Annotated in this window: 20 protein-coding genes; 9 read left to right on the forward strand and 11 right to left on the reverse strand. The window is 70.3% G+C overall.

Features of this window, described 5'->3' with window-relative positions; all coding sequences use genetic code 11:
- Positions 1-3: 3 nt before the first annotated feature.
- A complete protein-coding gene (locus tag CHC09_RS03885; RefSeq protein WP_089291517.1) occupies positions 4-600 on the reverse strand; it encodes a hypothetical protein in 597 nt (198 codons plus the stop codon).
- Positions 601-667: 67 nt separating this feature from the next.
- Complete coding sequence (locus CHC09_RS03890) at positions 668-1,216, reverse strand: M48 metallopeptidase family protein (RefSeq protein ID WP_089291518.1); 549 nt, start codon at positions 1,214-1,216, stop codon at positions 668-670.
- A gap of 460 nt (positions 1,217-1,676) precedes the next feature.
- On the opposite strand from CHC09_RS03890, the gene CHC09_RS46110 reads away from it, so the two are divergent.
- From CHC09_RS46110 to CHC09_RS03900, 3 genes are all read left to right on the forward strand, one after another.
- On the forward strand, positions 1,677-1,838 hold the full coding sequence (locus tag CHC09_RS46110) for a DUF5679 domain-containing protein (protein ID WP_179276930.1): 162 nt from the start codon (positions 1,677-1,679) through the stop codon (positions 1,836-1,838).
- A gap of 193 nt (positions 1,839-2,031) precedes the next feature.
- Complete coding sequence (locus tag CHC09_RS03895; RefSeq protein ID WP_089291519.1) at positions 2,032-3,111, forward strand: hypothetical protein; 1,080 nt, start codon at positions 2,032-2,034, stop codon at positions 3,109-3,111.
- 78 nt (positions 3,112-3,189) lie between these two features.
- Positions 3,190-4,536: an ABC1 kinase family protein gene (locus CHC09_RS03900; RefSeq protein WP_089291520.1), complete on the forward strand. Its 1,347-nt coding sequence runs from the start codon at positions 3,190-3,192 to the stop codon at positions 4,534-4,536.
- Between the two features lie 341 nt (positions 4,537-4,877).
- On the opposite strand, the gene CHC09_RS03910 is transcribed toward CHC09_RS03900, so the two are convergent.
- From CHC09_RS03910 to CHC09_RS03920, 3 genes are all read right to left on the reverse strand, one after another.
- Complete coding sequence (locus CHC09_RS03910; protein ID WP_089291522.1) at positions 4,878-5,240, reverse strand: WhiB family transcriptional regulator; 363 nt, start codon at positions 5,238-5,240, stop codon at positions 4,878-4,880.
- A gap of 145 nt (positions 5,241-5,385) precedes the next feature.
- A complete protein-coding gene (locus CHC09_RS03915; protein WP_089291523.1) occupies positions 5,386-5,700 on the reverse strand; it encodes a hypothetical protein in 315 nt (104 codons plus the stop codon).
- Positions 5,701-5,819: 119 nt separating this feature from the next.
- Positions 5,820-7,973 (reverse strand): ATP-dependent DNA helicase UvrD2, encoded by a 2,154-nt coding sequence (locus tag CHC09_RS03920; protein ID WP_089291524.1) that lies wholly within the window; start codon positions 7,971-7,973, stop codon positions 5,820-5,822.
- A gap of 83 nt (positions 7,974-8,056) precedes the next feature.
- Here CHC09_RS03920 and CHC09_RS03925 point away from each other — a divergent pair, with 83 nt between their 5' ends.
- A complete protein-coding gene (locus CHC09_RS03925) occupies positions 8,057-8,299 on the forward strand; it encodes a mycoredoxin (protein WP_089291525.1) in 243 nt (80 codons plus the stop codon).
- Positions 8,300-8,368: 69 nt separating this feature from the next.
- Here the strand turns inward: CHC09_RS03925 and CHC09_RS03930 are convergent, their stop codons facing one another.
- The 4 genes from CHC09_RS03930 to CHC09_RS03945 form a co-directional block, all read right to left on the reverse strand.
- The gene (locus CHC09_RS03930; RefSeq protein WP_089291526.1) at positions 8,369-9,250 is read right to left on the reverse strand and encodes a phytanoyl-CoA dioxygenase family protein; all 882 of its coding nucleotides are present in this window, start codon (positions 9,248-9,250) and stop codon (positions 8,369-8,371) included.
- A gap of 85 nt (positions 9,251-9,335) precedes the next feature.
- Complete coding sequence (gene nudC, locus CHC09_RS03935) at positions 9,336-10,319, reverse strand: NAD(+) diphosphatase (protein WP_089291527.1); 984 nt, start codon at positions 10,317-10,319, stop codon at positions 9,336-9,338.
- Positions 10,316-11,632: a M16 family metallopeptidase gene (locus tag CHC09_RS03940; protein WP_089291528.1), complete on the reverse strand. Its 1,317-nt coding sequence runs from the start codon at positions 11,630-11,632 to the stop codon at positions 10,316-10,318. Before CHC09_RS03940 ends, nudC begins: the two co-directional genes overlap by 4 nt.
- Complete coding sequence (locus tag CHC09_RS03945; RefSeq protein ID WP_089291529.1) at positions 11,629-12,936, reverse strand: M16 family metallopeptidase; 1,308 nt, start codon at positions 12,934-12,936, stop codon at positions 11,629-11,631. The genes CHC09_RS03940 and CHC09_RS03945 overlap by 4 nt, the downstream gene beginning before the upstream one ends.
- 178 nt (positions 12,937-13,114) lie before the next feature.
- Here CHC09_RS03945 and CHC09_RS03950 point away from each other — a divergent pair, with 178 nt between their 5' ends.
- From CHC09_RS03950 to CHC09_RS03965, 4 genes are read left to right on the forward strand one after another with little or no spacing between them, the layout of a single operon-like run.
- Positions 13,115-13,528: an RrF2 family transcriptional regulator gene (locus CHC09_RS03950; RefSeq protein ID WP_089291530.1), complete on the forward strand. Its 414-nt coding sequence runs from the start codon at positions 13,115-13,117 to the stop codon at positions 13,526-13,528.
- A gap of 11 nt (positions 13,529-13,539) precedes the next feature.
- Entirely contained in the window at positions 13,540-14,619 is a 1,080-nt protein-coding gene (locus tag CHC09_RS03955; RefSeq protein WP_089291531.1) for an ABC transporter substrate-binding protein, read from the forward strand.
- Positions 14,620-14,644: 25 nt separating this feature from the next.
- The gene (locus CHC09_RS03960) at positions 14,645-15,421 is read left to right on the forward strand and encodes an ABC transporter ATP-binding protein (RefSeq protein WP_089291532.1); all 777 of its coding nucleotides are present in this window, start codon (positions 14,645-14,647) and stop codon (positions 15,419-15,421) included.
- Positions 15,411-16,370: an ABC transporter permease gene (locus tag CHC09_RS03965; RefSeq protein WP_089291533.1), complete on the forward strand. Its 960-nt coding sequence runs from the start codon at positions 15,411-15,413 to the stop codon at positions 16,368-16,370. The genes CHC09_RS03960 and CHC09_RS03965 overlap by 11 nt, the downstream gene beginning before the upstream one ends.
- Here the strand turns inward: CHC09_RS03965 and CHC09_RS03970 are convergent.
- Positions 16,367-17,251, reverse strand: a complete 885-nt coding sequence (locus CHC09_RS03970; protein WP_089291534.1) for a hypothetical protein — start codon at positions 17,249-17,251, stop codon at positions 16,367-16,369. The two genes, CHC09_RS03965 and CHC09_RS03970, sit on opposite strands and share 4 nt — an antisense overlap.
- Positions 17,252-17,352: 101 nt before the next feature.
- On the opposite strand from CHC09_RS03970, the gene CHC09_RS03975 reads away from it, so the two are divergent.
- The gene (locus tag CHC09_RS03975; RefSeq protein WP_089291535.1) at positions 17,353-18,069 is read left to right on the forward strand and encodes a lysophospholipid acyltransferase family protein; all 717 of its coding nucleotides are present in this window, start codon (positions 17,353-17,355) and stop codon (positions 18,067-18,069) included.
- 338 nt (positions 18,070-18,407) lie between these two features.
- On the opposite strand, the gene cspE is transcribed toward CHC09_RS03975, so the two are convergent.
- The gene (gene cspE / locus CHC09_RS03980; RefSeq protein ID WP_014447450.1) at positions 18,408-18,611 is read right to left on the reverse strand and encodes a transcription antiterminator/RNA stability regulator CspE; all 204 of its coding nucleotides are present in this window, start codon (positions 18,609-18,611) and stop codon (positions 18,408-18,410) included.
- Between the last annotated feature and the right edge of the window lie 15 nt (positions 18,612-18,626).

Here is an 18,626-nt window from a genome sequence, read left to right on the forward strand (position 1 = left end):
GACTCAGCCGCCCAGGAGGGCTCGGGTGTTCTCCCAGCCCTCCAGGGCGACGTCCAGCGTCGCAAGATCAGCCGGGCCGCGCAGCCGACGCCACTGCGGGGTCGAGGTCACGTCGCCGGGGACCGGAGCATCCTTGCGCAGTCGTTGGGCGGAACCGGTGTCCAGATCGTGGTCGGCCAGCCACCCGGGTGCGGGCAGGCTGGTGGCCACGCCCAGCAACCCGCCGCCGGGCCCGCCGGGAGCGACCGCGACCGCCTTGCTCTCCAGGGGTCGCAGCAGCTTGCCGAGGATCATCCCGGGCAGATCGGGCGCGTCGGCGGCGATGACCGCGGCCTGGTCGAAACCGTCCGCGGCGGCGGCCGTCAGCGCGGGTAACACGGTCGGCTGCGGGATCTCGTAGATCCGCATGCCGGGCCAGGCGATCTGCTCGGCCAGGGGACGGTCGGCCGCGGTGGCGGCGATCGCGGCCTCGGCCTGGGCCAGGCGGGCGAGCAGGTCGACCACGTCCTCGGCGAGGGCGGCGCGCCAGGCGGCCAGGTCCACCCCTGGCGGGCTCCACGGCACCGGGACCAGCATCGCCACCACCACACGCCGTGTCACCGGTTCACCCTACCCACGGCGACCGGCGAACCGCCCGTACGAAATACCGGAGATCGGTGTCGGCTTCTCAGGGGTGCACGGCGTGTTCACCGGAGGCGGCACCGGCGAACACGGCGGAGACCCCCTCCAGATAGCCACGGGCCCGCTCGGCCTTGGGGAAGCGGTTGACCAGCTCCCAGAAGCGCGCGTTGTGGCTGGGCACGACCAGGTGGGCGAGCTCGTGCAGGAGCACGTAGTCGATCACCCAGTCCGGCATCTCCTGGATCCGGTGCGAAATCCGGATGGTGGCGTCGTCCGGGGTGCAGGAGCCCCAGCGGCCGTTCTGGTTGGTCACCCAGCGCACGCTCTGCGGGACGACCAGGTCGGCGTAGTCGGCGAGATATCGCATGGTGAGCCGGCGGGCACGGACGAGCAGCTCGGCGTCGGTGTGCTGGAGGCGTTCCTCCCGGGCGGCGAGCCGGGCGAGCATCCGCTCGACCCACTCGGTCTCCTCGGCGCGCGAGAACCGGTCCGGGATGAGCACGACCACGCGCTCTCCGTCGCGGTACGCGGACACCGTCCTGCGCCGACGCTGACTGCGCCGCACTTCCACGACAGGCTTGCGCACGCGGGCCATTACCGGCTCGCGTGGCCCAGATTCGGGTTCACGTTGAGACGCTAATCCGCGAGACCCTGGTCACCGCAAGAGTACGCCCAATGACTGTCACGGAATGCGGGCAGTTCGTCCACATATACCCGAAAAAATTTTCCCCAGCCGCAACATCTGAGACAGCCGTCAACCTAGACCATCTTCGACTCAGTGAGTTACTCGGGCTCGCCTCCCTTTCGGGCCGTTGTGAGGGCAATGTCGGCGTGTCCCGGCAAATCTGTACGAAAAGGGCACTTCCTCCCGGCACACTCACGTCGTCGGTGACACCGCCGACACCGCGCTGACATGGAACCGGCCTGACCTGGGTAAGTCCACGCCCCGTACAGAGAGCCACGCATATGGCGGCCGAGCGCCGCGGACAGGTTCGGACCCGTCGCCGCGAGCAGGCACGGGGCCCAGCGGCCGACGACACGAACGAGGAGGAACCGTGGCCGAGACCACGTACAACGGCTACTGCGTCAAGTGCAAGGAGAAGCGTGACTTCCAGGGCAACGTGGAGGTCTCCAAGACCGGCATGAACATGGCCAAGGGCAAGTGCCCGGTCTGCGGGACGACGATGAACCGGATTCTGGGCAAGGCCAATAAGTGACTGCGCTCCGGGGAGGCCGGCCGGCCTCCCCGGCGGCCGTAACCGTGTCCGATCCACCACGTTGAGTCATTGGGGATCCATGACTCTCGCCTGTGGATAACTCGCATCCCTTTGTGGATAACACTGCCGAGCGAGTTGCCAGGCTGTGGATAACGAACTCGCTCCGCAGCCTTGCAGTGACAACCTGTCACTCATGACTCCCGCGCCCCGAACACCACCGCGCACCCCACTGCCTCGGCCCACGCTGATCCCAGGGCTCACTCGGGTCTGGCGGGGACCGGTCGAGTTGCAGCTCGGCCTGAACCCGGCACGTGCCGTGCGCCTGGAGCTGTCCGACCCACGCCTGGCACGGGTTCTCGACCTGCTCGACGGCAACCGTCCGGAGCGTCAGGTCCTGCTGCACGCCGCCGAGCTGGGCGTCGCCCCGGACGAGGCCCGGCAGCTGCTCGACCTCCTGCACCGGGCCGGGCTGGTGCTGCCCGCGGCCGCGTTGCTGCCCACCGGGTTGCCCAGCGCCGAGCGGCGCCGGCTCTCCGGCGAGGCCGCGGCCATCGCCCTCGGCTCGCCGGCCCCCTCCCCGGCCCGCACGCTGCGCAGACGCCGAGCGGCCCGGGTGGTCCTGGCCGGACGCGGCCGGCTCGGCTCGACCGTCGCGGTCGCCCTGGCCGAGGCCGGTGTCGGCCACGTCGTTCCGGACCTCTCCGGCATGGTCGGACCGGGCGACCTGCCCGGCAGCGCTTTGCACACCGCCGACCTGGGCAGCCCGCTCCGCACCGCGGTGGCCGCCGCGATCGTCCGCGCCGTGCCCGGCACCGACGTGCGCGAGGTCCGCCGCCCGCCGGTCAGCCTGGTCGTCCAGCTCGCCCACGACCAGCCGGCCGCGCTGGTCGCCGCCGCCCACGCCGGTCGTCGCCAGCCGCACCTCGCGGTGCAGATCCGGGACGGGACCGCGATCGTCGGACCCTTCGTGCCGGCCACCGGCGGCCCCTGCCTGAACTGCCTGGAGCTGCACCGGTGTGAACGCGACCCGGACTGGCCCGGCACGCCCGCACCGCCCGGCCCGGACGCCGCCGAGCCCTGCGCGGTGGCCACCGTCCTGACCGCGACCGGGTTCGCCGCCGCCGAGGTGCTGACGTTCCTGGACGGCGGCACCCCGGAGACGCTGGGGGTGGCCGTCGAGATCAGCGCGCCCGGCCGCCTCCGCCGCCGGACCTGGCAGCCGCATCCGGACTGCGACTGTCGCCGCAGAACCCGTCGAATTGTGGAGACTTAATCGAACCTTTGTTGCATAAGAGGGCAAACCAATGCTGGGCGAGCCGGGGAAGGCCCGGACGTCGGTCACAATGATCTGGTGACGGACATACCGCGCCGCGCGGCTTCCCGGACAGCCAAGCTGGCCGCTCTGCCCCTCGGCTTCGCCGGCCGCACCGCGCTGGGTCTCGGCAAGCGGGCCATCGGGATCGCCGCCGACGTCATCTCCGCGGACATCCAGCAGCGCACCGCCGAGCAGCTGTTCAGCGTGCTGGGCCAGCTCAAGGGCGGGGCCATGAAGTTCGGCCAGGCGCTGTCGGTCTTCGAGGCCGCGCTGCCCGACGAGATGGCCGGGCCCTATCGACAGGCGCTGACCAAGCTGCAGGAGGCCGCGCCGCCGATGCCGGTGGCCAACGTGCACAAGGCGCTCGCCGAGCAGCTCGGTCCGGACTGGCGGGACAGCTTCGCCGAGTTCGACGACAGCCCGGCCGCGGCGGCCAGCATCGGCCAGGTGCACCGAGCGGTCTGGAAACTGCCGCCGGCCCGGAAGAACGGCAAGCCGAAGCTGCTGCCCGTCGCGGTCAAGGTGCAGTACCCGGGTGCCGGTGAGGCGCTGGTCGCGGACCTCAAGCAGCTCTCCCGGCTGGCCGGGATGTTCAAAATCATCCAGCCCGGGATCGACGTCAAACCGCTCCTCGCCGAGCTGCACGAACGCGTCGTCGAGGAGCTCGACTACGAGATGGAGGCGGAGACCCAGCGCGCGTTCGCCGCCGCATACCAGGGTGACCTGGACATCTTCGTGCCCCGGGTGGTGGCCGCCGCGCCCCGGGTGCTGGTCACCGAGTGGGTCGAGGGCACCCCGCTGTCGAGCGTGATCGCCGACGGCAGCGAGGCCGAGCGCGACCAGGCCGGTCGGCTGATGGCGATCCTGCACTTCTCCGCGCCCGGCCGGGCCGGCCTGCTGCACGCCGACCCGCACCCCGGCAACTTCCGAGTCCTCCCCGACGGCCGGCTCGGCGTGATCGACTTCGGCGCGGTGGCCCGGCTTCCGGAGGGCCATCCCGAACCGATCGGGCGGCTGGTACGACTGGCCCTGGCCGGGGACGCCCAGGCGGTCGCGGACGGGCTGCGCGACGAGGGCTTCATCCGGCGGGACGAGCCGATCGACGCGGAGGCGGTGCTCGGCTTTCTACGCCCGATGATCGAGCCCGTGGCGGTGGACCGGTTCCGGTTCACCCGGTCCTGGCTGCGCGGCGAGGCGACCCGGATCGCCAATCCGCGGTCACCCGCGTACCAACTCGGGCGCAAGCTCAACCTGCCGCCGTCGTACCTGATGATCCACCGGGTGACGCTGGGCTCGATCGGTGTCCTCTGCCAGTTGGAGGCGGAGGCCGCCTACCGCGAGATCCTGGAGAAGTGGCTCCCCGGGTTCGCCCCGGTCGCCTGACAAGCCGTTCCGCCCAGCGAACGCGTCCACAGCGGACGCCGAGTTCAGAATGACGAAAGGCCCGTCCACAAACGACGGGCCTTTCGTCATTTCCCAGGTAGCGGGTCTTTGGGGATCAGTACCCGCCGACGCCGAGTTCACGGGCGGCCTGCTTGCGGCCTTCCATGGCGACTCGACGGGCGGAGCGGTAAGCCTCAGGTGCGGTGTCACTCTGAGGCCGACGCATTCGAGCCCTGGACAACGCCTCTTGGATAAGTCTCACTTTGACAGCTCCATTCGGGTGCACGTTCGCGGTGCTCGGCTTTCGGGTTTCGATCTCGGGGAGGGTCAGGTCGGTCATCTCAGGCCGCCAGCCGGACTGAGCTGCGGCTGTCGAGACCGTTCGCGGCGAGCCGCTCCTCGACCTCAACGGCCAGCTCGGCGTCGCGAGCAACGTCGGCCTTACGGGGCCGACCACGCGGCCGCTTGCGCGGAACCACGGCGCCACGCTCGAAGATCTCGCCGCCCCAGACACCCCAGGGCTCGTTCCGCTCCACCGCGCCGGCGAGGCACTCGACGCGCAGCGGGCAGTCCCCGCAGAGCGACTTGGCCAGCTCCAGCTGGGCCGGGGAGTCGGAGAACCAAAGGTCCGGGTCGAACTTCCGACAGGGCAGGTTCGCCTCGATGTCGACGGTGATGTCGATCGGGGCCAGCGCCAGACTCATAAAGCCCGGTCACCTCTCTCTTTTCTCGATCTTCTGGATCGTCTTCCGGGGGGTCGTGCACCGGCTGGTGAGCCGGCAAAAAATTAAGGCCGCGGATCCCGGTTAGGGGTTCCGCGGCCTCGAGGTGAGCCGGAGGTCTGGTTTGTCAGACCGGCCTTCCTCGAGGCGGGACACCGCCACCATCCGTGTAGCGCTTGACGGAGATGGAGTCGCTGCCCTTGAACCCAGTGGTGCCATTGGTGCCAGTGCCGCCCAGCAGTCCTCCGGTAAGCACCGGCTCGACAGCCCATTTGCCCAGCTCGGCCTGGGACTGGCTGAAGACCTGGTGCGCCTGCGGAGCCAGGACCCGCTCAACGGCCAGCGGCGCCGACGGAGCGACGGCGACGGGCAGCAGAGCGGAGGGAGCGCAAACGGCAGACGGCAGCAAAGACGGACGCATCAGCATGGTGTTGATCCTCATCGTTGCCACCTCCTCCCATAACTTGCACTCGTAGTTTGATCTCGCCCGGGAAGGTTCCCCGGCAAGGTGTGCCCTGAGGCTATGCCTGCCCTACAGGAGAGGGCAAACGAATTAACGGACTAGTTTTCAAAGTTTTCTCGACCAAGATCATCAAGGCTCGCCCCACCCACCAACGCGAAGACCGCGTCGCCGTACTGACCCAGCTTTCGCGGGCCGATCCCGGCGATGGCCAGCAGCTGGGCCGGATCGGTCGGGCGCCGCTCCGCCACGGCCACCAGGGTGGCGTCGGTGAACACCACGTACGCAGGAACTTTCAGCTCCGCCGCGGTGCTCGCCCGCCAGGCCTGGAGCCGCTGGAACAGCTCCTCGTCCATGTCGGACGGACAGGTGGGGCAGCGGCCCAGTTTCCGGTCGGCGCCGGCCAGCAGGGTCGCGCCGCAGATCCGGCACGACGAGACCTTCGGCACACGGCGGTCGGCCTTCCGGCCCCGGTCGCCGGCCAGGCCGGACGATCCGGCCCGCTCGCCCCCGCCGGAGCGCTCCAGCTGCGGCAGAAACCGGCACGGCCGGCGGGAGCGGCCACCCGGCGCCCGGGACTGACCGAGCGAGAGCCACAGGAGCTGCCGGGCCCGAGTCACCCCGACGTAGAGCAGGCGGCGCTCCTCCTCCAGCTGCTCGGCGGTCTTCGCGTACGTCGTGGGCAGCGTCCCGTCCGCCAGCCCGACCAGGAAGACCGCGTCCCACTCCAGCCCCTTGGCCGAGTGCAGCGACGCCAGTGTGACGCCCGCCATGGTCGGCGCGTGCTGCTGCTCGGCCCGGCGGGCGAGCTCGTCGTTGAAGGCGGCGAGGGTGACCTCCCGCTGGACCCGGCCACCCTCACCGATCGGCAGGATCGCGGGCTCCGCGGCGTGCTCCTCGGCGAGCGTCACCAGCGCCGCCAGCGCCTCCCACTGCTCGCGGGCGGCCCCGCCGGGTGGCGGTTGCGACGGGTTCCAGCCGGTCGCGGTGAGGCCCTCGACGACCGCCTCGACCAGCGGCGTCTCGCCCGGGATGGAGCGCACCGCGGCACGCAGCGCGATCATCGCCCGCCGCACCTCGGCGCGCTCGAAGAACCGCTCGGCGCCACGGACCACGTACGGAACCTGGGCTTCGGCGAGCGCCTCCTCGTACGCCTCGGACTGCGCGTTCGTACGGAAGAGCACCGCGATCTCGCTGGCCGGCGTGCCGGCCGCGATCAGTTCCCGGCACCGCCGGGCCACCGCGTTCGCCTCCCCCGGCTCATCCGGAAAGATCTTGAGCTCCGGCTCGGGGCCGGCCGGCCGCTGGCCCTCCAGCTCCAGCCGCAGTTTCGCCTCGGTGCCCCGGGCCTGCCGGATCACCGCGTTGGCCAGCCCGACCACCTGCGGCGTGGAACGGTAGTCACGGACCAGGCGGACCACCACGGCCTCGCGCCACCGGCGCGGGAAGTCGATCAGATATGACGAGGTGGCGCCGGTGAACGAGTAGATCGTCTGGCTGGCGTCCCCGACCACGGTGAGGTCGTCCCGGCCGCCCAGCCACGCCTCGAGCAGCCGCTGCTGCAACGGGTTGACGTCCTGGTACTCGTCGACCACGAAATGCCGGTACTGCGCGCGGATCTGGTCGGCGACGTCCGGGTGCTCCTCGATCCCCCAGACCGCGGCGCGCAACAGGTCCTCGAAGTCGATCACGCCCTGACTGCGTTTGAGCGACTCGTAGGCGGTGAACACCTCGGCCACCCGGGCCGGCTCCAACGGGGGCTCACGTAGCGCCTTGGCGGCCGCGACGACGTACTCCGACGGTTCGACGAGGGAGGACTTGGCCCATTCGATCTCGCCGGCCAGGTCGCGGGCGACGGCGCGGTCGGCACGCACGCCGGCTCGGGCGGCGGCCAGGCCGACCACGCGGATCTTGCTCTCCATCAGCTCGGGCATGCCCCGGCCGTCGAGCAGGCGGGCGGCGAAGTAGCGCACCTGACGCAGGGCGGCCGCGTGGAACGTGCGGGCCTGCACGCCGCCCGCGCCGAGCGCGGTGAGCCGGCCGCGCATCTCGGCGGCGGCCCGGGCGGTGAAGGTGACCGCGAGCACATGCCGGGGGTTGATCTCGCCGGAGAGCGTCCGGTGCGCGATCCGGTGGGTGATCGCCCGGGTCTTACCGGTGCCGGCGCCGGCCAGGATGCAGACCGGGCCGGCCGGGGCCGTCACCGCCGTCCGCTGTTCCGGGTCGAGCCCGGCCAGCACCGCTTCAGTCCGCACGATAGGGAATCATGACACCCCCGCCGGGTGTTGTGCTGTGCGGCGCAGTGCCGTGTGACCCGTATCTGAAGGAGCCCTGTCCGATGCTGACCATGTACTCGACGTCCTGGTGTGGGTACTGCCACCGCCTCAAGTCGCAGCTCGACCGGGAAGGGATCGCCTACGAGGTCGTCGACATCGAGCAGGACGAGGCGTCGGCCGCGTTCGTGCGCAGCGTGAACGGCGGCAACCAGACCGTTCCCACCCTCAAGTTCGCCGACGGCTCGGCGCTGACCAACCCGTCGATCGTGCAGGTCAAGCAGCACCTCGCCACGATTTCCGCCTGATTGCGCCTGGGTTTTTCGCACGAAAGGGGCCGTCCGGATGGACGGCCCCTTTCTCATGCGCTCAGCGTGTCACGGAATGAGAGCCGGGATGCTGGAGTCGAGCAGGCCCCGCTCCTTGAGCGCGCCGTAGAGCGGCGTGCTCTCCGGGTAGTGGCCCCACTGGTGGTCGCCGTCGCCCTTGCCGAAGCCGCCGAGCAGCTGCTTCTGCACCTCGGTCTTGCCGTCCCATTCGGGACGGCTCGGCAGGTCGGCGACCTCGTCGCGGATGGCGATCCAGCGCGGGGTGTAGCCGAAGAACGCACCGACACGGGTGATGTCGGAGTAGTTGTCCGAGCGGGCGTGCCAGATGCGCCGGTCGAAAACGACCAGGTCACCCGGGTTGGCGGTGATCTGGACGGCACCCTCGGGCTGCGGCCACGGGACGCCACGGCTCGGCGGGCCGGGCAGCCAGTTGGTCTTGTGGCTGCCGGGCAGGACGGTGAAGTTGCCCCGGCCGGTCTCGCTGACGTCGGAGAACCAGTACGCCAGCTTCACCGACAGCATCGGCCGCGGGTCGGTTTCGATCTCCCGGTTCTGGCGGCCGCCGTCCTGGTGCCAGTGCCACCATTCCTTCTGCTTCTCGTGCAGCTGCGGGTGCACATCGATGTGCGAGTGGTACACGTGGATGTTCCACCCGAGCAGCGACCAGATGTACTTGAAAGCCTTGGGGTGGTCGAGCAGGAAAGCCAGCTCGGGCACGTAGGCGATCGGCGAGAGCTGGTGCAGGGCGCCGGTCGCGCTCAGCTTGCCCTCGGCCTTGGCCTTCTCGTAATACCCCAGGATCGCGGCCCGACCGGCCTCGATCTCGCTCTCACTCAGCACCGACGGCACGATGATGTATCCATCGCGGTCGAACGCCTCCCGCTCCTCCGCGGACATCGGCGTCCACGCCGGCGCTTCCACCTGGGTCATCGGATCCCCTCTCGTCTTTGTAAGCATGACGCACCGGGACCGTACCCAGGTTGCCTCCTAAACGAGAAATTCTCTGATCGGACACTCAAAAGTGATCATGGATACTCCGATCGAGCCATCTCTCGATGAGGTAGAACGCGATCGAGGACCGCATCGGCAGGCTCATCGGGACACCCGATTCCGGGTGAACGAAACCCCCGGCGATCATCTTGGCGATGTCCTCACGGGAGAACCAGTGCGCCTCGTCGATCTCCTCCGGATCCAGCCGTAGCGGCTGCGACGGATCGGCGGTCGCCAGGAAGCCCAGCATCAGCGAGCCCGGGTAGGGCCAGGACTGACTGCTCTCGTACCGCAAGGTGCTGATCTTGATCCCGACCTCCTCGCGGACCTCGCGGACGACCGCGGCCTCGGCCGACTCGCCGGGCTCGACGTAACCGGCCAGACAGGAGAAACGGGTCAGCCCGTCCGGGCCGCGACCCCAGCCGGAGTTGTGGCCGAGCAGGCACCGGCCGGCCGGGCCGGCCACGCCGTCGTGCACCAGCACGATCATCGCGGGGTCGGTGCGCGGCCACATCAGCTGGCCCTCGTCGTCGGCGCGGGCCCAGCCGGCCTCGACCGCGACGGTGGGCCGGCCCGAGCGGGGCGAGAAACGGTGGCTGGCGTGCCAGTTGGCGAGCGCCGCGGCGGCCGTGAAGATCCCGGCGTCGCGGTCGTCGAGCAGGTGCCCGATCTCGCGCAGCGTCACCGCACGCGCCCCCTCGGCCGTGGGCGGTGTGGTGTCCATGGTCCAGAGCGGAGTGCCGTCGGTGTCCACACCGAGGAACCAGCGCTCCGCGTCGGGCGCCTCGCCGGACGCCACCAGGACCAGTGCGGCGCCGCCGTCGGCCCGGTCGGTGACCAGCGCCCGGCCGCCCCTGGCCAGGTCCACCACCAGGACCCGGCCGCGGGTCCAGGCCTCGGCGAGCCAGGCGTCGTCCTTGCGACGCTCGGCGGCGCGGTCCAGGGAGGTCCTGGCCAACGGCGGGGTGCCGGGTTGCTCTCCCAGGTCGGGCTGCTCCGGGCTGGTCACTGCGCGCCGCGCTCCACCGTGGTCAGCGTGGAGAGCTGGTCCTCGATCGCCGCGGCGTCGCCGAGGACCACGGTCACCGCGCGGGACGGGGCGAGGTGTTTCGCCGCGACGGCCGCGACCTGCTCCCGGGTGGCCGCGGCGAGTGCGGCCGAGTGGTCCCGCAGGTGCCCCAGCCGCAGGCCGAAGCCGGCGTAGACGCTGGCCAGACTGGCCAGCCCGGCCTGGGTCGACATGCCCAGGCGAAGGGTGCCGAGCGCGTACCGCCGGGCCTGTTCCAGCTCCTCCTCGCCGGGCGGGAGGCTGGCGATCCGGCCCAGCTCGTAGGTCGTCTCGAGCAGTGCCGGGCCGGTCACCTCGGTGGCCACGTCGGCCGCCGCGACCAGCGCGGAGCCGGCCGCGAAGTGCTCGACCACCGAGTGCGAACCGTAGGTGTAGCCCTTGTCCTCGCGGATGTTCTCCACCCAGCGGGACGAGAAGTAGCCACCGAAGACCAGGTTGGCCAGGGCGAGCGCGGCGTAGTCGGGGTCGGTGCGGGTCAACGCGGGCAGCGCGATCCGCAGTGAGGACTGCACCGAGCCGGGCCGGTCGACCAGCAGCAGCGAGCCGGGCCGCAGCGCGGGGGTGGGCGGGATCTCTCCGTCGCGGGCCACCCCGGTCCAGCCGCCGAGCATCTTCTCCGCGACGTCGATGGCCTGCTCCGGATCGATGTCACCGACCAGGACCAGGGTCGAGCCGTCCGGACGCACCCGGTCGGCGTGCAGTTCGCGCAGGGCCTCCGGCTCGACCGCGTGGACCTCCGCCTCGGACGGGGTCTGCACCGCGTAGGGGTGGTCCACGAACATCCGCTTGAGCAGCGCGACCCGGGCCAGGTGCGACGGCTGGCTCAGGGCGACCTGGATGTGGTCGACGAGACGCTCCCGCTCGGTCACCACCTCCTCGCCCGGGTAGGTGGCGTCGGTCAGCACCCCGGCCAGGATCTCCAGGGTCCGGCCCAGGCCGTCGGCGAGCGCGTTGCCGCTGATCTGCAGCCGGTCCGGGTCCAGACCGGCGCCCAGGCTGCCGCCGACCGCCTGGAGCTCGGCGGCGATGTCGAGCATCGACATCGAGCCGGTGCCGGTGAACAGCGCCTGGGACAGCAACGTGGCCGCGGCCAGCGGGGCGCGGCCGAACGGGACGCGCAGCCGCACCTCGACCAGCGGGACCGCGGCGCGACGGATGGCGATCACGATCAGCCCGTTCGGCAGCTTGCGCTCGGCCTGCGGGGGCAGCGTCAACTCGGAGTCCGGAATCAGGTCCGGCAGGGTCTTCGTCATGCTCCTGCTCCCGGGGTCACTTCGACGACGGCACGGCGCTCCGGCCGCAGGGTGGCCGCGGCGGCGACGATCTGCTCCGCGGTGACTTCGTTGATCAGCCGGGGCAGCTCGTTGAGCAGCCCCGGGCGGCCGCGCTGCAGCTCCAGCACGGCCATCGGCAGCGCTCGGCCGAGCACCTCGTCGGTGCTCTGCAACAGGCGGGCGGCCATCCGCGTCTGGGTGCGCTCCAGCTCGCCGGGCTTGAGACCGTCCGCGGCCAGGCGGTCCAGCTCCTCGTCGATGGTGCGCAGCACCTTGCCGGCGTCGCCCTCCGGCGGCATGTGGGCCTGGAGCAGCAGCGCGGTCGGGTTGCGCACCTGGTACTCGTCACCCATGAAGCCGAGGTAGCCACCGATGTTGGTGACCGAGCGGTCCCGCTGGACCAGGCGCTCGACCAGGCGGGACGCGTCGCCGTCGGTGAGCACCTCGGCGAGGACCGAGAACGGCAGGTATGCGTCGAAGGCCGCGATCGGGTCGGGCACGCGGTAACCCGCGGCGACGGCGGGCAGCGGAGCGATGTGATCCGTGTACGACTCCCGGCGCTCGCCGTCCAGGTCCGGCTCGTCGAAAGCGGGCAGCACCGGGGCGGGCCGGGACGGCACGTCGCCGAAGTGCTTCTCGATCAGCGCGGTCGCCTCGGCCACGTCGAAGTCGCCGGCGACCGACAGGACCGCGTTGCCACAGGCGTAGTAGCGGTCGAAGAAGCCCTGCGCGTCCTCGACGGTGGCACTCTCCAGGTCCTCGAACGAGCCGTAGCCGTCGTGGGCGTTGGGGAAGGTCTTGAACATCACCGGGGGCAGCTTCAACCAGGGAAAGCCGCCGTACGGCCGGTTCAGGACGTTGACCCGGATCTCCTCCTTGACCACGTCGACCTGGTTGCGCAGGTTCTCCTCGGTGAGCCGGGGGCCGCGCATCCGGTCGGCCTCGAGGAAGAGCGCGCGCTCCAGCGCACCGGCGGGCAGCACCTCGAAGTAGTCGGTGTAGTCCAGGTGGGTCGAGCCGTTGAAGCTGCCGCCGGCGCCCTGCACGTGCCGGAAGTGGGCGAGCTTCTCCAGGTTCTCCGAGCCCTGGAACATCAGGTGCTCGAAGAGGTGGGCGAAGCCCGTCCGCCCCTCCGGCTCGCTGCGGATGCCCACGTCGTAGACGACGGCGACGCCGACGACCGGGGCGCTGCGGTCCGGTGAGAGGACCACGCGCAGACCGTTGGCGAGGGTGAACCGTTCGACCGGATATTTCGTCGCGGGGATCTGGATTCTGGACGCCACCAGGTGACATTAGCGCGCTCCGTGACGACCTGTGTGACTACGTGTGGCGGCGGCCCGCGGCGGGCTTCCCGGTCCCGTCATGCGGTCGGGTGCTTGACGCACTAAACCCACCTGATCCAGTATTCCCATCCAACAGATAGATTAAGCGCAGATTGATCCACCGGGAGGAGGCACCGCCGTGTACGTATCGGCCCGCACTGACTACGCCGTCCGTGCCATGCTCGCCGTCACCGCGGCGCACCCGCGTCTGGTCAAGGCCGCCGGTCTGGCGGCCGCGCAGGACATCCCGTTGAGCTTCCTGCAGGGCATCCTGCTGGATCTGCGCCGCGCCGGGCTGCTGCACAGCCACCGCGGCGTGGACGGTGGATACGCCCTGGCCCGCGCCGCCGAGGAGATCACCGTCGGCGACGTCGTACGCGCCGTCGGCGGGGCCCTCACCACGGTCCGCGGGCTGCCGACCGCGACCGCGACCTATCACGGCGCGGCGACCGCGCTGCACGACGTATGGATCGCTGTCGAGGCCGCCATCGAGGGCGTCGTCGACCACCGAAACCTGGCCGAACTCTCCATTGGCTCGATAAAGAAGAACTAGGAGTCGAAAGCATGAGCTCCCTCCCCCTCCGTGCACTCGCCCTCGCCACGGCCGCGGTCGTGGCCACCACCGCGCTGTCCGCGTGCGGATCCGACGACGACGCGAAGGCCGGCACCACCGCCGGCACCGCCGCTGAGGCGAAGACCATCAATCTGGGCTACTTCCCGAACATCACCCACGCTCCAGCCCTGGTCGGCGTGAACAAGGGCCTGTTCGCGACGGCCCTGGGCGGCGGCACCGAGCTCAAGACGCAGACCTTCAACGCCGGCCCGGCCGCGATCGAGGCGCTGCTCTCCGGCGCGATCGACGCCACCTACATCGGCCCGAACCCGGCGATCAACGGCTGGGTCAAGTCCAAGGGCGCCGCCCTGAAGATCATTGCGGGCAGCACCTCCGGCGGCGCCGGACTGGTCGTCAGGGACGGCATCAACAGCCCCGCCGACCTCAAGGGCAAGAAGCTCGCCACCCCCCAGCTGGGCAACACCCAGGACGTCGCGCTGCGCGCCTGGCTGAAGCAGAACGGCCTGAACGCCGACAAGAACGGTGGCGGTGACGTCTCGATCCTGCCGCAGGACAACGCGACCGCGGTGCAGGCGTTCGCCCAGGGCGCCATCGACGGCGCCTGGGTGCCGGAGCCGAACCTGAGCAAGATGCTGCTGGAGTCGAAGGGCAAGCTGCTGGTCGACGAGAAGACCCTGTGGCCGAACGAGCAGTTCGTCACCACCCACCTGATCGTCAGCCAGAAGTTCCTCAAGGAGTACCCGGGCACCGTCAAGAAGCTGCTCCAGGGGCACAACGCGGCGATCAAGTACATCAACGACAACAACGCCGACGCGCAGAAGGCCGCGAACGCGCAGATCGCGGCGCTGACCGGCAAGGCCCTCAAGGACGAGATCCTGGCCGCCGCGTTCAAGAACCTCAAGTTCACCAACGACCCGATCGCGTCGTCGCTGTACACCAGCGCGCAGCACGCGGAGGAGGTCGGCCTGCTGGACAAGGTCGATCTGAAGGGCATCTACGACCTCGGCCCGCTGAACGAGCTGCTGCAGGCCGACGGGCTGCCCGCGGTCAGCGACGCCGCGGCATCCTGACGAACTGAAGGAGGGCGAGTAGAGCATGTCTATTCTCGAGACCACCAGCGTTCGTACCGAATCGGTCGTCCGCATCGAGAACGTCTCCAAGACGTACGGTTCAGGGGGCAATGCCCTGCTCGCCCTCGATCGTGTGTCCCTGGACGTCCAGCAGGGTGAGTTCGTCTGCCTGCTGGGCGCCTCCGGCTGCGGCAAGAGCACGCTGCTCTCACTGGTCGCCGGGCTCGACGGGATCAGCAGCGGCACCCTGGACACCGGCGGCCGCAAGGTCGCGCTGATGTTCCAGGAGGCCGCCCTCTTCCCCTGGCTCTCGGTGATCGGCAACGTCGAGCTGCCGTTGCGGCTACAGGGCGTGGGCAAGGCCGAACGGCGCAAGCGCGCGCTGGAACTGCTGGAAGTCGTCCGGCTGAGCGGCTTCGCCGACAAGCGGCCGCACGAGCTCTCCGGCGGCATGCGGCAGCGCGTCGCGCTGGCCCGGGCCCTCGCCCAGAACGCCGACGTGCTGCTGATGGACGAGCCGTTCGGTGCGCTGGACGCGATGACCCGCGACATCCTGCACGACGAGCTCGAGCGGATCTGGCGTGAGCAGAACCTGACCGTGCTCTTCGTGACCCACAACGTACGGGAGGCAGTCCGCCTGGGCGACCGGGTCATCCTGCTGAGCAGCCGGCCGGGCCGGGTGATCGAGGACTTCCCGATCAAGCACCCGCGCCCGCGGCGCATCGACTCCCCCGAGGTCTCCGGCCAGGCCGGCGAGATCACCGATCGACTCCGCGCGGAGGTCGCCCGCCATGCCAACTGAACCCCCCGCACCGACGAAGTACGCCGGAGCCCGTGCCGGGCTGGAGGGCCTCCTCGCGGCCGAGACGACCGGCCTCGGCCCGGAGCCCCAGAAGATCAAGACGTTGACGGCCGACGAGGTCAGCGGGCTGGACGCGCTGGAACTCGCCCCGAAGCGGGAGAAGGGCCGGCTCGGCCTGCGCCTCTGGAACAGCGCGTGGCCGAAGCTGCTGGCGATCGCCATCGTGGTCCTGGCGTGGGAACTGGTCTACCTGGCCGAGTGGAAGCCGGCGTACGTCTTCCCCTCCCCCACCGACGTCTTCGCGACGCTCAAGGACCTGGTCACCACCGTGGACTTCTGGGACGGCGTACGGCTGACCATGACCCGGGCGATCACCGGTTTCGCGCTGGCGGTGGCGATCGGCACGGTCGTCGGCGCGGCGGTCTCCCGGTTCGCACCGCTGCGGGCCGCTATCGGATCGCTGATCACCGGCCTGCAGACGATGCCGTCGATCATGTGGTTCCCCCTCGCCATCCTGCTGTTCCAGCTCGGCGAGCAGGCGATCATGTTCGTGGTCGTCATCGGCGCCGCGCCGTCCGTGGCGAACGGCCTGATCAGCGGCATCGACTACGTGCCCCGGACCTGGTTGCGGGTGGGTCAGGTGATGGGCATGAAGGGCTTCTCCCGGTACCGGCACCTGATCCTGCCGGCGTCGCTGCCGTCCTTCGTCTCCGGCCTCAAGCAGGGCTGGGCGTTCTCCTGGCGCAGCCTGATGGCCGGTGAGCTGCTGGTCATCGTGCCCGGCACAATCTCGGTCGGGGTACGGATGCAGAACGCCCGGGACCTGTCGGACACCCCACTGGTGATCAGCTACATCCTGGTGGTGCTGGTCATCGGCATCCTGATCGACCAGCTCTTCAACGCCGCCGACAACGCCCTGCGCAAGCGCTGGGGCCTGACCGGGAGCTAGAGCGCCCGGACCGATTTCAAGACGTCCTCGATCACGTAGTCGAACTGCCGGTGCGTGCCCGGGATGGACACGTAGAGGACAGCCGCCGCCGGCCTGCCGACGTCGATGACCGCCACCGCGGACAACTCCGAGGTGGCGGTCAGTCCGTCGGCGGTGAAGCGCAGCCGGAACTCGCTCACGTAGGCGGGCCGCCCGCCGAGCGTGGTGACCCCGTCACGGATCGGCTCCAGCGTGTTCGGCTGGGGGTAGTAGTTGGCGCGGACGTCCGCCGTGATCTGCCGGCCGACGCACTCCAGGTCCAGCGAGACCGCGTCGTTGTCGGCCGCCGGGACCGCCGCGGAGAGGATCGAGGCGTGGTACTCCCCGCCGCTGTAGGTCTCGGTGACGAAGTGCTGCCCGACCCGGTAGGGCACCCGCAGCGTGCCGGCCCGCCACACCTCGTTCCAGGTGATCCAGGGCGCTCCGTACCTCCGGTAGGAGATGCCGACCTCCTCGTCGACCGTCCGGGCGCCGGTATCGGCCGGCGGGGACGCGGGCGCCGAGGTGGCCGGACCGCTCGGGGACGCACTCGGCGCCGGGCAGGCCTGCGCCAGCGGCGGGCGGACGTCGGTCGGCCCGGACGCCCGATCCCCGAACGGGTTGTCCTCACTGCCGAAGAGCAGTACCAGCAGCACGATCAGACCGCCCGCCAGGATCACCCCGGCGACCCCACCGAAGATCATCAGCTGCTGGCGGTGCCGCCGCGCGGGATCGATCCGCTTCGGTGCCGCCGGCGCGACCGGCGGTGTCCGAGCCGGCGCCGGGACACTGGTCACCGCGCCAGAGGACCACGCGCCGCCCGGCCGGGACCAGACGGGCTCCTGGGGGTGCGGCTCGGACATGCCCACCAGTGAACACCACAAGGCCGGAAACCACCGAAACGCACCTGTGGAAAGTCCGCCCGGTCCAGTCGTTTCCCAGAAATGTCCGCTACCGTGCTGCCATGGAACTGGTGTATCCCCCGGTCGTCGCCTTGGCCAAGACGATGTTCCGCGCACTCGACCTCAAGATCGAGGTCGAGGGCCACGAACACATCCCGACCACGGGCGGGGCGGTGCTGGCCAGCAACCATTCGAGCTACCTCGACTTCATCTTCTGCGGCCTCGGCGCCCAGCCGTCCAAGCGGCTGGTTCGCTTCATGGCCAAGAAGGCGGTCTTCGACCACAAGATCAGTGGCCCGCTGATGCGTGGCATGCGGCATATCCCGGTCGATCGCAGGGCCGGGATCGGGGCGTTCCACGAGGCCACCACCGCGCTGGAGCGCGGCGAGGTGGTCGGCGTCTTCCCGGAGGCGACGATCAGCGAGTCGTTCACCGTCAAGGGGCTCAAGACGGGCGCCGCGCGGATGGCGCAGGAGGCCCGGGTGCCGCTGATCCCGATGGCGGTCTGGGGCCCCCACCGGCTGTGGACCAAGGGCCGGAAGAAGGAGCTCACCAAGCGCCACGTGCCGGTTCTCATCAAGATCGGCGAGGCGATCCATCTGCCCGAGGGCGCGAGCCCCGAGGCGATCACGGTGACCCTCAAGCAGCGGCTGAGCTCCCTGCTCGACGCGGTCCAGCGGGCGTACCCGGAGAAGCCGGCCAACGACGACGACCGGTGGTGGCTTCCGGCGCATCTCGGCGGGACCGCGCCGCTGCCGCAACCCGCGGCTGCGGTCTGACCGAAATCGATCAAAGCGGCTCCGGGCGTGTGCCCGGAGCCGCTTTCGTCTTCCCAGCCGGTACCGGGTCTGCCGCTCGAAGCGGTCTCGACTCCGGTGCGGGTACCCGCCGACACGGCCACAGCCCGGGGCGGGTCGCCCGCCCGAACGGTCTCGGTCCCCGCGGTCCAGCTCCCGCCGAAACGGCCTCGGCAGCGCTGTGGGTGACGCCGAAACGGCCCGGCAGCGGTGTGGCGGCGCTGAAACGGCCTCGGCGCCGCGCCCAGCCGGGCACGGCGCCGAGTTCGCACGATGTCAGTGGCTACGGATGGCAGCCCCTGAGCAACGCGGATCAGAAATCAGACGGAGCGGATGTTGGCGGCCTGCGGGCCCTTCTGGCCCTGGGTCACCTCGAACTCGACCCGCTGGTTCTCCTCCAGGCTGCGGTAGCCCGACATCTGGATCGCGGAGAAGTGGGCGAAGACGTCGGCGCCGCCGTCGTCGGGGGTGATGAACCCGAAGCCCTTGTCCGCGTTGAACCACTTCACAACGCCGGTAACCATGATCGTCTCCTCGAC

It is taken from the genome of Actinoplanes regularis (assembly GCF_900188005.1).
GTDB lineage: Bacteria > Actinomycetota > Actinomycetes > Mycobacteriales > Micromonosporaceae > Actinoplanes > Actinoplanes regularis.

Coding starts and splice junctions, on each gene's coding strand:
- CHC09_RS03890 (WP_089291518.1), bottom strand. CDS start 1,216: ATGGCCCGCGTGCGCAAGCCTGTCGTGGAAGTGCGGCGCAGTCAGCGT.
- CHC09_RS03895 (WP_089291519.1), top strand. CDS start 2,032: ATGACTCCCGCGCCCCGAACACCACCGCGCACCCCACTGCCTCGGCCC.
- CHC09_RS03910 (WP_089291522.1), bottom strand. CDS start 5,240: ATGAGTCTGGCGCTGGCCCCGATCGACATCACCGTCGACATCGAGGCG.
- CHC09_RS03915 (WP_089291523.1), bottom strand. CDS start 5,700: ATGAGGATCAACACCATGCTGATGCGTCCGTCTTTGCTGCCGTCTGCC.
- CHC09_RS03925 (WP_089291525.1), top strand. CDS start 8,057: ATGCTGACCATGTACTCGACGTCCTGGTGTGGGTACTGCCACCGCCTC.
- CHC09_RS03930 (WP_089291526.1), bottom strand. CDS start 9,250: ATGACCCAGGTGGAAGCGCCGGCGTGGACGCCGATGTCCGCGGAGGAG.
- CHC09_RS03940 (WP_089291528.1), bottom strand. CDS start 11,632: ATGACGAAGACCCTGCCGGACCTGATTCCGGACTCCGAGTTGACGCTG.
- CHC09_RS03955 (WP_089291531.1), top strand. CDS start 13,540: ATGAGCTCCCTCCCCCTCCGTGCACTCGCCCTCGCCACGGCCGCGGTC.
- CHC09_RS03960 (WP_089291532.1), top strand. CDS start 14,645: ATGTCTATTCTCGAGACCACCAGCGTTCGTACCGAATCGGTCGTCCGC.
- CHC09_RS03965 (WP_089291533.1), top strand. CDS start 15,411: ATGCCAACTGAACCCCCCGCACCGACGAAGTACGCCGGAGCCCGTGCC.
- CHC09_RS03970 (WP_089291534.1), bottom strand. CDS start 17,251: ATGTCCGAGCCGCACCCCCAGGAGCCCGTCTGGTCCCGGCCGGGCGGC.
- CHC09_RS03975 (WP_089291535.1), top strand. CDS start 17,353: ATGGAACTGGTGTATCCCCCGGTCGTCGCCTTGGCCAAGACGATGTTC.
- cspE (WP_014447450.1), bottom strand. CDS start 18,611: ATGGTTACCGGCGTTGTGAAGTGGTTCAACGCGGACAAGGGCTTCGGG.